We start from the raw sequence: 13411 nt of genomic DNA, 5'->3' as shown, positions 1-13411 counted from the left end.
CGGCTGCTTTAAGCTATGTAGAGGGTTGTGGACGGATTTACCTCATTTAACATTCCCTATTCCTGCTTTGAATGGCTTTTCGTCTCCATTGCTTCCTTATGCTCTCTTCGGTGTAAAATAGTAACTCTTGGACTCAGTTAAAAGCAGTTAAATACAATTAAAAGCAAGTGCTGACCCAATCGTATGTGCGCGGGAGGGATGGGCAGAGGGTTCCAACCGCTGTTGAAATCGCAGATTTTTGAATTAATTAATAATGTTATAGGTATACCTGCGATTTCAAAGGCGGCCGCTGCCGCTTTTCCACCCCCTGCCCATCTCCTCTTCGGTTCTACAGGTGTGCTGTCTTCAACATCTTTGAAACCCTTAGTCACATCTTCCGCTTCATTAAGTCGAGACTAAAAAAACCCCCGGCTTACCGCCGGGGGCATTAGTGAACTTCAAGCTTATTTCTTCAAGCTTTCCCAAGTTTTTTGGAACTCGTCAAGCATTTGATCCTTCGTTTTTTGCTTCGCAACATAAGCCTGCATCGTAGCGGCGAACTTCTTGCTGCTAGCTTCTCCGCCAGGGAATTTGAACCAGTTCCAGCTGAGCGTTTTGTTGTCTTTGCTGTACTTCATAATGTCTGCCGCCAACGGTCCCAAAATTTTCTCATCGGCAGGGATGTTCGTAAAGGCAGGGATGAACTTGAATTCTTCCGTAATATATTTCTTACCGATATCGGAAGTAACCATCCAGTTAAGGAACTTCTTCGCTTCTTCTTTATTCGGCGAGTTTTTGTTGATTACCCAGTTGTTAGGCACGCCTACAGGCAGCTTGTCGTTGGCAGCCGCATCTTCGCTGATCGGCATCGGCAGGAAGCCTACTTTAATGTTAGGGTTCGTTTGCGTAATTTGCAGCTGTGTCCAGTTGCCCTGCTGCGTCATAGCCGCTTTGCCCGTCGCGAACTCGGTCACTTGCGTTTTGTAATCGGTTTGCAGCGGGTTTTTGTTGCCGTATTTCAATTGCAGATCGAACAGCTTCACCCAATTATCGAACGTTGCATTGCCTTGAATTTTGCCTGTTCCTTTATTCAAGCTGTCGATAAATGCATTCGGATCCGGCTGGTAAGCAAACGGAAGGTTCACGAAGTGGTTGCCGAGCACCCACCACTCGCCATAACCGTTCACGAACGGCGTTACGCCTTTAGCTTGCAGCTTTTGAGCGGCTGCTTCGAGCTGGGACAGTGTCTTAGGCAACTCGGTAATTCCGGCTTGAGCGAACAAGTCTTTGTTATACAGGAAGCCGTAGCCTTCCAGGTTCAACGGCTGGCCGTACAGCTTGCCGTCTTTGGTCATAGGTTCCTTGGCAACGGTCACCATATCTTTGACCCAAGGCTGGTCGGACAAGTCCTCCAGATGCTCGATCCATTTATCCAGATCGGAGAAGCCGCCGTTGTTGAAGATGTCCGGCTTGTCGCCCGAATTGAACTTCGCCATCAATGCAGCGCCATAGTCGGAGCCGCCGCCTACTGTATCGATTTGAATTTTAACGCCCGGATTTGCTTTTTCGTATTCCGCCGCCAATTTTGCCAGCGGTTCGGCAATTTCCACTTTAAATTGGAACATTTTCAACGTTACCTGCTTATTCCCTGCATTCCCTCCGGTAGTGCCTCCTGCCCCTGGAGTCGGTTCGCTTTTTGCGCAGCCAACCAAGAGGGATGCCAGCATGACGGTGGTCATACCGATAATTCCGATTTTTTTCTTCATGTGAAAGCCTCCCCTTCATCTTCTTTGTTTACATGATCATTGTAAAAAATAGTTTGCCCGCAGAACACGGACTATATTGATCGAAAAGGTGTAACCTGTTGATGCATGTAAGCATTTACACCCTTGCGGGATGTACCATAGATCACCCTTTGACGGAACCTGCCGTAATCCCCTCGATAATATGTTTTTGCATTGCCAGGAAGAAGATGACAATTGGAATGACGCCGAGCACCAGTGCGGCCAAGGCCAAATCCCACTGCTTCGTATACTGCCCGAAGAAAGAGTAAGTCGCGAGTGGAATCGTCCTCAAATCAGGGCTGTTCAGAACGAGCATCGGCAAGAGGAAGTCGTTCCATATCCACAAGCTGTTTAGGATAACGATCGTAACGGTCATAGGCTTAAGCAGCGGAAAAACGATTTTCCAGAAGACGCCGAACGGCGAGCAGCCGTCGACCGTAGCCGATTCCTCAATTTCAAGAGGGATCGATTTAATAAAGCCGTGGTACAAAAATACGTTCAACGATACACCGAAGCCGAAATAACAAATGATCAAGCCCGGGATGCTGTCCATCAAACCAACCTCGCTGGCTACGCGTACAAGCGGAATCATAATCGACTGGAACGGAATAACCATCGCAGCGACAAAAGCCAGAAACACAAGATTGTTGAACTTGTTGGGTACACGTACAAGGCGGTAAGCCGCCATAGAACTGATCACGACTAGCCCGATGTTGCTGAATACCGTGATCAAAAGCGAGTTCCAGAACACTTTCGGAAACTTCATGATATCCCATACTCTGGCATAGTTAGCAAAATTGAGCGATTGCGGTAGGTTGGCCGAGTTGATCAGCAGCTCGCCGAACGTTTTCATCGAGTTGACGATAACGAAGTAAAACGGCACCAGAAAGAGCAATCCGAGCACGATACCTAACACTTCCAGAGAAAGCAGCCGAAGATTGTAAGTGTGCTTCGTTTCCATTACACTTCAACCTCCTTCTTCTTGGTGATCCCCACTTGAATCATCGTAATGATGGCAACGACAATGAAGAAAATGAACGATTTGGCGGTTCCGAGACCGTACCGGTTGTTGCGGAACGCTTCCTCATAAATGTTCAGAGCGACGGATTGAGTCGAGTTGAACGGTCCACCTTTGGTCAACGATACGTTAAGATCGTACATTTTGAACGCCCACGAAATCGTCAGGAACAAACAAACCGTTACAGCCGGCATAATAAGCGGAAACGTAATGCTGCGTAGCGTTTGCCATTTGCTCGCGCCGTCTATGTAGGCGGCCTCGACAATATCTTTGGGCACGTTGGCCAATGCCGCGATGTAGATGACCATCAAATAACCGGCCGTCTGCCATACGCTGACAATGATAAGTCCCCAGAAGGCGGTCGGAGCGTCCCCGAGCCACGGAAGCTGGAAGAAGCCGATCCCCGTCAATTCACCGATCGTTGCAAAGCCTTTGACGAAAATAAACTCCCAAATGAAGCCGAGCAGCAAGCCGCCGATAACATTCGGTAGGAAAAACACCGTGCGGAGCACGTTCCGTGTTTTCAAGGCCTGTGTCAGCAGCAATGCCAGTGAAAAACCGAGCAAATTGGCGAATATCACCTGAGCTACCGTAAATCTGGCGGTAAACCAGAACGATTTATGAAAGTCTTCATCATCCATTATGATGTGTTTGAAGTTATCGAATCCGATCCATTTGACCGTCGAGGTAACCCCGTTCCATTCTGTAAACGAATAGTAAATGCTCATCAGAAACGGTGCGATAACGATAATGGAGAAAAAGACGATCGCCGGACCGACAAAAACCGTCTGAAGCATCCAATCCGACAAGCGACGCTTTGCTTTCATAAGCATCTTTCCCCCTCTTGATAGTATACCCCCAGTATAAAAACTTCCTTCATTCGGCAACACCGACTATCGTGACCCATCAGGTGGAATTTATTGATGTGCCTTGCTACAATAATGATATACCCAACCTGATCGGAGATTAACCGAGACAAAATAAGGGGGACGTCCATGATCCGCAACAGCATCCGCAACAAATTAATCGTCTTCCTCCTTGTCGCCACGATTATCCCGATCGGTACTTCAATTGTGATTTCTTACTTTTTTACGAAGCAGTCGATAACTAACGAAGCGGTGAAGAACAACTCGAATCTTATCTTTCAGGGAAAGGCGAACATTATCAATTATTTGCGGGTAATTGAGCAGAATTCGCTGTCCGTCTATAACGATGCGGTGCTTTATTCGATTATCGAGGACGGGGATACCGACTATTTGAGCACAAGCGAAATCTTCCGCGGTATGCTGACGATCGCCAATTCGATTAAGGAAATTAAGCAAACGTACCTGTATATTGCGAGCAGCAACCGCTCCTTCCTTATTTCCCAGGGGAACCCGGGCCGTAACGAAGGATCTTCGGATAAATATCATCCCGATATGGGCTCGTCTGTGGTGCGGCTGGAGCCGACGCATCTAAGCCACGATTATAAGATGGGCAGCTTGTTTTACGTGCCTCCCTCCACCGTGATCACCCTTCACCGGTCCATCCGCAACGCTCTGACCCAGCAGGAGCTCGGCATCCTGTCCATTGATTTCAGCATCGATGTCATTGCTTCGATCAGCAAGCAGCTGTACACATTGGGTGAAGAGGAGCTTTATATTCTGGATAAGGAAGGAACGGTCGTGTACGGCTCCGATCCTTCGCTTTGGGGTAAAGTATTGAATGAGGATTGGGTGAATTATCTAAGGGAGCTTCCGGACGGAAAAGGCAGCTTCGAGTGGAAAAGCAAATCGTTTGCCGGCATGCATATTTATGAGCGGATGGAAACGCCTTACATGGATTGGACCTTGGTCAAACGGATTCCGTATGAGAGCCTGTACAAGAACGCCCGAGAGTTGACCATGATCAATACAATTATTTCCAGTTTGTTCCTGGTTATCGTAATTACCGCGACTTTGTTTATTTCGTTCCGGTTTACGGCCCCGATCAAAAATTTGATCGGCTACATTAACAAAATTCAAACCGGGAATATGCATGTGGATATCCAAGTATCCAGCAATGATGAAATCGGGATTTTGGCCCGCCGCTTCCGGATTATGATGCAGACGATAAACGAATTGATCATGAGCGAATATAAGCTGGATATCGCGAATAAGACGAACCAGCTGAAGGCGCTGCAGGCGCAGATCAATCCGCATTTTCTGTACAACAGTCTGCAATCCATCGGAACGCTGGCCCTTCAGCATCAGGCCCCCAAGGTGTATTCGCTGCTTTCGTCCCTGGCCAAGATGATGCGCTACAGCATGAATACGAACGAAACGCAGGTTCCGCTCAAGCAGGAGATCGACCATGTGAAATCTTATTTGGAGCTGCAAATGCAGCGGTTCGAGAACGAGCTGACCGTGTCTTACAAGGTGTCGCCGGACACGTTGAATATCCACGTGCCCAAAATGATCCTGCAGCCGCTCGTAGAAAATTACTTCAAGCACGGCTTCGATCCGAGCGAAAAAACAGGCACCTTGTACATAGCAGCCGCCATTACCGGTAACGGCGAGCTAGAGCTCGTCGTCGAGGATAACGGCAAGGGCATCGAGCCGGAGCTGCTGAGCAAGCTTCAGCGGAGGCTTGGACAGCGCCCGGAGCTGCCTGTCGACCCGACGGAAAGCATCGGGCTCGTCAATGTATCGTCAAGGCTTCAGCTCTACTATCCCGGAGCGTCGATGAAGCTGGAGGCAGCCGAGCCTTCAGGCGTGCGGATTACGCTGACGATCCCGCTCGCCCTGCCGGATTCCGAGCATAGCGATTAGGAATTACGCATCATTTTATACACAATTGCTGACAAAGGAAGAGAAACTTCATGAAAGCCATCATAGTTGACGATGAGAAGCACGTCCGCGAGGCCGTCAAGCTGCTCGTCGATTGGCAGCATTTCCATATAGATACGATATTGGAGGCGCAGGACGGAGAAGAAGCGATCGCTCTCATCACGGAGCACCGGCCCCAGATTATTTTTACCGACATGATGATGCCCGTCAAAAGCGGTCCGGAGCTGCTGGAATGGCTGGATCGGCATTACGCCTGCGGCAAAACGATCGTCATCAGCGGCCACGACGATTTCCAGCTGCTTCGTCATACAGTCAAGCACGGCGGCGTTGACTACATATTGAAGCCTATCGATGCGGATCAGCTTCACGATGCGGTCGAAAAGGCCATAGAAGCGTGGCATCGCGAGGAAAACGAGCGGAATCGCCAATTGCAGAGCAATATTGAGATGAATCAAATTCGTCCGGTGTATTGGGAGAAGATTTTATCCAATCTGGTGACCGAGCCGTCAGCCTACGAGCAATCCGCCCTGGCGTTAGCCCAGGAATTCGGCATGGACCGCAGCGTGAACCAATGCCGGCTGGCCGTCATCAGCATGGACACGATGAACAAGGAGCTGAAGCAAAAGTTCGAAGCCAATTCGGACCTATTGTTCTTCTCCTTAACGAACATATGTAATGAGATATTGCGCGGGACCCGCAGCGGCGTCGCTTTCCGTTATATGAACACCGAGGGTGAAATCCTCATCTTGCTGTACGGCGCTTCGGAGCCCCTTACCGTTCTGCGAGAGATTCAGCGCGGATTGGCGGCAGCGCTCCGCGCCAGCTTCGACATCGGGCTGAGCGATACCAGGCCGTTTCCTACCGGCCTTCCCTCCGCTTACAAGGAAGCGAAGTCGGCGCTAAGGCGCCGCAACCTGCTCGCCAAAGACAAGCAGATATACCAGACGGCCAACACGCCTCCCGCTGTACAGCCGATGCTCTCTTTTTCCGATTATGCGGAACAAATCCGACTCGCTGTCCAAAGCGGCAGCCCGGAGCAAATAGCCAAAGCGGCCGAAGGCTGGATCAATGCGGTTCGTACCTTGGAGATCATCACGCCGGAGCAGCTCGAGCTGTGGTGGAACGAATACCATGTCGTCCGCAACCGCTGGCTCGTCGACTGGTTCGGGGATCGGCAGCCGGAGCTGAAATCGCTCTTGAACGCCTCTTCCCCGCTGGCCATCCCTTCGGACGATGGCGGTTCCCTATCCATTAACCAATGGCAAAAGGAGCTAACAGAGGGCTTGACGGAGCTATCCAAGCATTTGCTGAAGCATCAGCACCAGGATAACAATGTCATTTATGAGATTGCAAAGTATATTCAAAACCATTATCATCAGGATATTACGCTTCAAGAGATTGCCAATCATTTCTATTTAAGCCGTGAATATATTTCCCGTAAGTTTAAACAAGAGTTTAAAGTCAACTTATCCGATTATTTAAGCGATATTCGTGTGGAGAAGGCGAAGCTGCTGCTGTTGAATCCGAATCTGCGGATCGCTCAGGTCGCCGGCATGGTCGGGTATGACGATGAGAAATATTTCAGCAAAGTGTTTAAAAAGATGGTTGGCCTCTCACCGAACGAATACAGGAAGGTGAATCAACCATGAACACGCCCATTGAACCTGCCGTTTACGAGCAGCCCTTGGTGCGAAACGCCAAGCCTATGAGAGGAAGAAAGCGAATCTATCTCTTCTTGTTTATGGGCTGGACCTTGCTTATAGCTATGGGAGTGCTTGGCGCCAAAATGTACACGGATTACTTGCGCCAGCAAATCGCTGCTGAAATCGCTCAGCAGACCGAGGTGCAGCTGCAGGCCGTGCAGGAGGATTATCAGAAGCAGATTGGGCAGCTCAAGGAAAGCGTAAGTGCCGATTTATCCAAAATGCAAGGAAAGATCGATTCTCTGAACGAGCTGCTCGCTTTTACTAAGGATAGTGCGAACAGCAAAACCGACAACAGTAACCAGCTGTACACCCAGCTTAACGAAGTGAAGAAGAAGCTGGACGAGCTGAAGAAAAACCTGGATGTACTGCAATAACAGCTTTATAAGGAAGATATCGACATGACAAATCGTATACAACTTATCAACCGTACTTTGCTTCTTGCCTGTGCGCCATTTATCGGACTCATGATCTATTTACTGCTCTCTCCCCCAACTGTTCAGCTGCCGGAAGTGAAACGGCTCGCCAAAACGGAATTTTCCATCCAGGCGGAGCTGCAAAAGTCCGAACAGCAGCTCGATAAAGCCAAAGTGGACGCGGCACAGACGAAATCGACGATCGAGCGTTTTTTCCAGCTGTACGAGCAAAGCGCCTCCGATATGACAGCCATGGTGGCAACGGCGGATGCGGCTTCCACCAAGCCGAATGCGATCTTCGACTCTCGGATCAGCACGAAGCTGGGAGGGAAGATTGCCCGTCAAACGAACAGCGGCAATATCGATTTAAAGCTGTACAATTTCAGTGACGCCAACTATAAAGGCTACGCGCTTAAGGTTAATATGAAGTCGGATAAAGCGATGAAGATGGTGCTCGGCAAAGACGCGGTAGGCGGCAGCGAGACAACGCTGGATGCCGCAAGACGCTACGGAGCGGTCGCCGGTATCAACGCAGGCGGTTTTGCCGATGATAACAAGACGGGCAAGCGGTTCCCGCTGAGCACGACCGTATACAACAGCAAATACGTATACGGCTTCGAGCCGACCTTCGAGGATTTGGCCTTCATCGGCTTAAGCACCGACCAGAAGCTGATCGGCGGACGATTTTCGCGGCAGGAGGACTTGGACAAGCTCAAGCCGGCGTTTGGCGCCACGTTCGTTCCTGTATTGCTGCAAAACGGCAAGAAACAGGCGATTCCGCCGCAATGGCAAACCTCACCTGCACGAGCGCCACGTACCGTCGTCGGCAACTTTAAGAACGATCAGCTGCTGTTCCTTGTTACCGACGGCTACGACGAGCGGGGCAATTCCGGAGCGACGCTGGCCGAGCTGCAGGAGAAGCTTGTACAGCTTGGCGTGAAGGACGCCTATAATTTGGACGGAGGAGGCTCCTCCAGCCTGATTTACGAAGGGCAAATCATAAATCGTCCTTCGGACGGAAGATTGCGGCCTTTGCCGACGCATTTCTTGTTTTTTAAATAAATGTTCACAATTCAGTAACATTTTTTTGGGCAATCATTGGTTATAATAAGGGGCAGGGGGTGCGGCAAATGTCAGCAGCATTTTGGATTATCAATTTAGTGTTTCTTCTGTTTATCGTAGCGATGTTAACTGCATCATATAACGATGACAAAACAAAAGGTCTGTAGGAATGGGCTCGCCTCTTCTTCGGCCTTACTAAATACTCAAGATGAGAAACCTCTATCGAGGTCCTTTCTATTGTGGTAAAAAAAGCATCACGTCTCTCCCGACCGGAGAACCACGTGATGCTTTCTGCTTTTTATACCAAGTTATGCTGTACGCTCTATGCTATGCTTTTTGCTTCAAGCTGTTCATCTCGCCCAAGCATTCAGCGCAAATATGACGTTCTTTGAATTCGCTTACCTGCTCCATCGAGCTGCAAAATACGCACCGAGGACGGTATCTTTCCAAAATGATGTGATCTCCGCTCACTAATATTTCAACAGGGTCCCCTTCATTCATCTGATAACGTTTGCGCAGCGATTTCGGAAGCACGATACGGCCCAATTGATCGACTTTTCTTACTACACCTGCTGGCTTCATTATTAATTCACCTCTCTTTCCACCCAAAAAAGAACAGTATCACGCAAGCCGCCGGGAAAAACTACCGTATCTGCAGCCTGTCTTTATACCTATTCGTTACATGTGTTAAAATTCCTGCCATACCCATACGATTTGTTATGATTTAACAATTAGGAAAGATTCGGAAAGCCGGTTTGTCTTAACCCTTCGTATAAAATCACCGCAGCGGAGTTCGAAAGGTTCAACGACCTCACCGTATTCGTCATCGGCATGCGCATGAGCTGACCAGGGTGGGCGGCCAATATTTCAGGATCCAGCCCCTTGGTCTCTTTGCCGAATACGAAAAAATCCCCGTCCCGGAATGTAAACTCAGTGTAAACTTTTTCCGCTTTCGTCGTTGCAAAAAAGAAGCGGCCGTCCTTATATTTGTCCTTCACTTCCTGAAACGAATCGTGATATTCGATGGTCACGGAATGCCAGTAATCGAGCCCCGCTCTTTTCAGAGTTTTGTCGTCCGTATCGAAGCCAAGCGGCCTCACGAGGTGCAGCACCGTGCCTGTCGCTGCGCATGTTCTTGAAATGTTGCCTGTATTGGCCGGAATTTCCGGCTCTACCAATACGATATGAAACGCCATGTTGATAGGTCACCTCTTTAAATTTTACAATACATTACAATGTTTTCCGCACCGATAATTTTACACTCGTTTTACCTTTTCTTAATATGCGGATGATAGAGCCTTGTCATAATAAGTATATCACGTGCTAACACAAAAGGAGATTCGAGCGATGAAGAAGAAAATTCTTGTTGTTGACGACGAACCTTCCATTTCGATGCTGATAGAGTTTAACCTGAAGCTGGTAGGCTTCGAGGTACATTGCGTATATGACGGCGAAGCGGTTTTCCAGGCTATTCAACATTTTCGCCCTGATGTCATCGTGCTAGACCTGATGCTGCCTAAAATGGACGGAATTCAAGTGTGCAGAAAGCTGCGCAGCCAAAACAATCTAGTACCTATTATTATGCTGACAGCAATGCAGGACTTGTCCGATAAGATCGCCGGCCTCGACAACGGAGCCGACGATTATATGACCAAGCCTTTCAGTCCGCAAGAGCTTATCTCCCGGATTCAGGCTATTTTGCGCCGCATTCAAACGCTGCCTTCCAGCGCAGAGAATGTTCCTCTGACTATCGGCCAAATCGAGATTCAGCCGGACCAGCGTGAAGTGACGATCCGCGGGGAAGCGATTGAGCTGACTCCGAAGGAATTCGACCTGCTGCTGTTCTTGTGCAAGCATCGAGGCAAAGTGTTAAGCCGTCAACAGCTTCTTCACGGAGTATGGGATTATCATTTTCTTGGAGATACGCGCATCGTCGATGTTCATATCAGCCACTTGCGCGATAAGATTGAGCACAACGCACGCAATCCGGAATATATTGTAACCATCCGCAACGTCGGCTATAAGCTGACCGAGCCTGTGATGAAGGAATCTCTTGCTTAATCCGAACCTTTCGATAAAATATGAGTGCCGTAAGTAGGACGGTGCTCATATTTTTTATTTTTTTCCGTAGAAGACAGGCCTCCAAGGTTCGTCACCCCCGGCGACATTAGGGCAAAAAAAGACAGCCCTCTTTTGCGGGGAGGACTGCCCTGTAAAACGTATTATCCGTTGCGTTGTTGGAAATCGACCATGAACTCGGCCAATGCTTTGCAAGCTTCATAAGGTACTGTGTTGTACGCGGAAGCGCGGATGCCGCCTACGCTGCGGTGACCGGCCAAGCCGACAAAGTTGTTTTGCTCCGATTCTTTAACGAATTTCTTCTCCAGCTCTTCGCTAGGCAAACGGAACGTAATGTTCATGATGGAACGGCTGTCCTTGTCGATATTTCCGTTGTAGAAGCCGCCGCTTGCATCGATTACATCGTAAACGAGCTTGCTTTTCTCGATGTTGCTTTTCTCCATTGCTGCAACGCCGCCGTTGTTCTTGACCCATTTCAGAACCAGGTTCATCATGTAGATCGAGTGTACCGGAGGTGTGTTGTACAGGGAGCTGTTCTTCGCATGCGTAGTGTAGCGCAGCATCGTCGGGATGTGCTTAGGCTCTTCCGCCAGCAAATCGTCGCGAATTACGGCTACCGTAACGCCTGCAGGACCCAGATTTTTTTGTGCGCCTGCATAAGCCATTGCATATTTCTTCATGTCGATCGGACGGCTCAGGATGCCGCTCGTCATATCGCCGATCAGCGGAATATTGCCCGTTTCCGGAATGTAAGAGAACTGCGAGCCTTCGATCGTATTGTTCGTAGTCATATGCACATAAGCAGCGTTCGGGTCGATTTGGAGGTCTTCCTGCTTCGGCAGGCTTCTCCACTTGCCCTCTTTATTGGATGCCGCGATAACGGCTTCTCCGACCACTTTACCTTCTTCATAAGCCTTCTCGGAAAAGCTTCCGGTGATGATGTAGCTGCCGACTTTACCCGGCTTCAAGAAATTCAAAGGAATGGTAGCGAATTGCGTGCTGGCGCCACCGCCCAAGAACAACACCTGGTAACCGGATTCCAATCCCAACAGCTCGAGCAGCAGGCTTTGCGTTTCCGAGTTGATAGCCTCGTACTCTTTGCTGCGATGGGAAATTTCCATCAGGGACATACCGATTCCATTATATTCCACAAATGTTTCTTGAGCCTGCTGGAGAACTTCCAATGGAAGCGCCGCCGGACCCGGGTTAAAATTGTACGCGCGTTTTGTCATGGTTTCCACCTTCACCTTGTTTTTAGCATCAGCATCTTTTGATATGATATGGCTATGATAGCAAAGTTTGTCCCTATCCATCAAGTAGAAATGCGTATTCTTCACATCATTGATACATATTTCACAAGCTGCCGGATACCTTATCCAGTAAGACAATTCAACAGGAGGTTTGGCTTATGAGCACAGACCGTCTTTTTATCGCCATTCCGGTCGGAGGAGCGCAGCGGACGGCACTGCAGCAGCTGGGAAATACGCTCCAGTCGGCCCTGCCTTTCAGCAAATGGGTGCATCCGCACGACCTGCATTTAACTTTGAAATTTCTGGGTGACACCGATCCGGTAACAGCCAAGCGAGTCGGGGAAAAGCTAAGAGAAATCACGGCCGGCAGCCAGCCGTTTTCTCTAGGTTTGAGTGAGCTGGGGACGTTCGGAAGACCGTCTTCACCGAGCATTTTGTGGATGGGCGTCCGCGGGGATATGAACGCTTTGGCCGCCTTGCAGGCCAAAGTAGAAGCGGCGGTGGCCCCGCTCGGCTTTGCCCCGGAGGACAGGCCGTTTCGCCCGCATATTACGATGGCGCGGAAATATAAAGGCGAAGCGGCGCTCCCGGAGGCTGAGCTCAGGAACGCCGCTGCAGATGCGCTATCCGCTCCCTCCGAGTGGATGGCGGAGCATGTGATCTTGTACCGCACTCATTTGGGGCGCCAGCCGATGTACGAAGCCGTGGACACCTTCGTGCTAGGGGGATAATGCGGAGCGGCGTGGTGGGGCGGGCATAGAGCCGCGCTGTAACGCGGTTTTTCCGTCTTACAGCATGGCCGTAGGCGCTTCTCGCGTGCGTGTAAGACGGTTTTTCAGCGTTACAGTGCTGCTGGGGCGCCTGAACGTGCTTCGTGTCACGCTGTAACGCGGATTTTCCGGCTTACAGCATGGCGCAGGCGCTTCTCGCGTGCTGTAAGACGGTTTTTCAGCGTTACAGCTGAGCTGGGGCGCCTGAACGTGCTTCATACCATGCTGTAACGCGGTTTTTCCGTCTTACAGCATGGCGCAGGCGTTTCTCGCGTGCTGTAAGACGGTTTTTCAGCGTTACAGTGCTGCTGGGGCGCCTGAACGTGCTGCTTGTCGCGCTGTAACGCGGTTTTTCCGTCTTACAGCATGGCCGTAAGTGCTTCTCGCGTGCTGTAAGACGGTTTTTCAGCGTTACAGTGCTGCTGGGGCACCTGAACGTGCTTCATGTCACGCTGTAACGCGGATTTTCCGGCTTACAGCATGGCGCAGGCGCTTCTCGCGTGCTGTAAGACGGTTTTTCAGCGTTACAGCTGAGCTGGGGCG

At 49.9% G+C, this 13411-nt stretch carries 12 protein-coding genes; 6 read left to right on the top strand and 6 right to left on the bottom strand.

What is annotated here, in order from left to right; all coding sequences use genetic code 11:
- Positions 1-443 precede the first annotated feature (443 nt).
- The 3 genes from ACFQ88_RS08250 to ACFQ88_RS08240 all read right to left on the bottom strand — a co-directional run bounded on the left by ACFQ88_RS08250 (position 444) and on the right by ACFQ88_RS08240 (position 3608).
- A complete protein-coding gene (locus tag ACFQ88_RS08250) occupies positions 444-1745 on the bottom strand; it encodes an ABC transporter substrate-binding protein (RefSeq protein ID WP_239632660.1) in 1302 nt (433 codons plus the stop codon).
- 142 nt (positions 1746-1887) lie between these two features.
- Positions 1888-2724 carry a carbohydrate ABC transporter permease gene (locus ACFQ88_RS08245; protein WP_239632658.1) on the bottom strand — a complete coding sequence of 279 codons (837 nt, stop codon included), beginning with the start codon at positions 2722-2724 and terminating at the stop codon, positions 1888-1890.
- Positions 2724-3608, bottom strand: a complete 885-nt coding sequence (locus tag ACFQ88_RS08240) for a carbohydrate ABC transporter permease (RefSeq protein WP_379453779.1) — start codon at positions 3606-3608, stop codon at positions 2724-2726. The genes ACFQ88_RS08245 and ACFQ88_RS08240 overlap by 1 nt, the downstream gene beginning before the upstream one ends.
- A 168-nt stretch (positions 3609-3776) precedes the next feature.
- Between ACFQ88_RS08240 and ACFQ88_RS08235 the strand changes: the two genes are divergently transcribed.
- From ACFQ88_RS08235 to ACFQ88_RS08220, 4 genes are read left to right on the top strand one after another with little or no spacing between them, the layout of a single operon-like run.
- Positions 3777-5570, top strand: coding sequence for a cache domain-containing sensor histidine kinase (locus tag ACFQ88_RS08235; RefSeq protein ID WP_379453778.1), 1794 nt, complete (start codon positions 3777-3779; stop codon positions 5568-5570).
- A gap of 50 nt (positions 5571-5620) precedes the next feature.
- Positions 5621-7237 carry a response regulator gene (locus tag ACFQ88_RS08230; RefSeq protein WP_379453777.1) on the top strand — a complete coding sequence of 539 codons (1617 nt, stop codon included), beginning with the start codon at positions 5621-5623 and terminating at the stop codon, positions 7235-7237.
- Positions 7234-7668: a hypothetical protein gene (locus tag ACFQ88_RS08225; RefSeq protein ID WP_239632650.1), complete on the top strand. Its 435-nt coding sequence runs from the start codon at positions 7234-7236 to the stop codon at positions 7666-7668. Before ACFQ88_RS08230 ends, ACFQ88_RS08225 begins: the two co-directional genes overlap by 4 nt.
- A gap of 24 nt (positions 7669-7692) precedes the next feature.
- Positions 7693-8769 (top strand): phosphodiester glycosidase family protein, encoded by a 1077-nt coding sequence (locus ACFQ88_RS08220; RefSeq protein WP_239632647.1) that lies wholly within the window; start codon positions 7693-7695, stop codon positions 8767-8769.
- 327 nt (positions 8770-9096) lie between these two features.
- On the opposite strand, the gene ACFQ88_RS08215 is transcribed toward ACFQ88_RS08220, so the two are convergent.
- On the bottom strand, positions 9097-9351 hold the full coding sequence (locus ACFQ88_RS08215) for an AbrB/MazE/SpoVT family DNA-binding domain-containing protein (RefSeq protein WP_239632645.1): 255 nt from the start codon (positions 9349-9351) through the stop codon (positions 9097-9099).
- 149 nt (positions 9352-9500) lie between these two features.
- A complete protein-coding gene (gene trmL / locus ACFQ88_RS08210; RefSeq protein WP_239632643.1) occupies positions 9501-9965 on the bottom strand; it encodes a tRNA (uridine(34)/cytosine(34)/5-carboxymethylaminomethyluridine(34)-2'-O)-methyltransferase TrmL in 465 nt (154 codons plus the stop codon).
- 151 nt (positions 9966-10116) lie between these two features.
- Here trmL and ACFQ88_RS08205 point away from each other — a divergent pair, with 151 nt between their 5' ends.
- On the top strand, positions 10117-10830 hold the full coding sequence (locus ACFQ88_RS08205; protein WP_239632640.1) for a response regulator transcription factor: 714 nt from the start codon (positions 10117-10119) through the stop codon (positions 10828-10830).
- 161 nt (positions 10831-10991) lie between these two features.
- Here ACFQ88_RS08205 and serC read toward each other — a convergent pair whose 3' ends face one another.
- Complete coding sequence (serC, locus tag ACFQ88_RS08200) at positions 10992-12080, bottom strand: 3-phosphoserine/phosphohydroxythreonine transaminase (protein ID WP_239632637.1); 1089 nt, start codon at positions 12078-12080, stop codon at positions 10992-10994.
- Between the two features lie 176 nt (positions 12081-12256).
- On the opposite strand from serC, the gene thpR reads away from it, so the two are divergent.
- Complete coding sequence (gene thpR, locus ACFQ88_RS08195; RefSeq protein ID WP_379453776.1) at positions 12257-12829, top strand: RNA 2',3'-cyclic phosphodiesterase; 573 nt, start codon at positions 12257-12259, stop codon at positions 12827-12829.
- The last annotated feature ends 582 nt before the right edge of the window (positions 12830-13411 follow it).

It is taken from the genome of Paenibacillus sp. NPDC056579, assembly GCF_042793215.1.
Lineage (GTDB): Bacteria > Bacillota > Bacilli > Paenibacillales > NBRC-103111 > Paenibacillus_S.
This window is presented reverse-complemented; position numbering and strand designations above follow the sequence as displayed.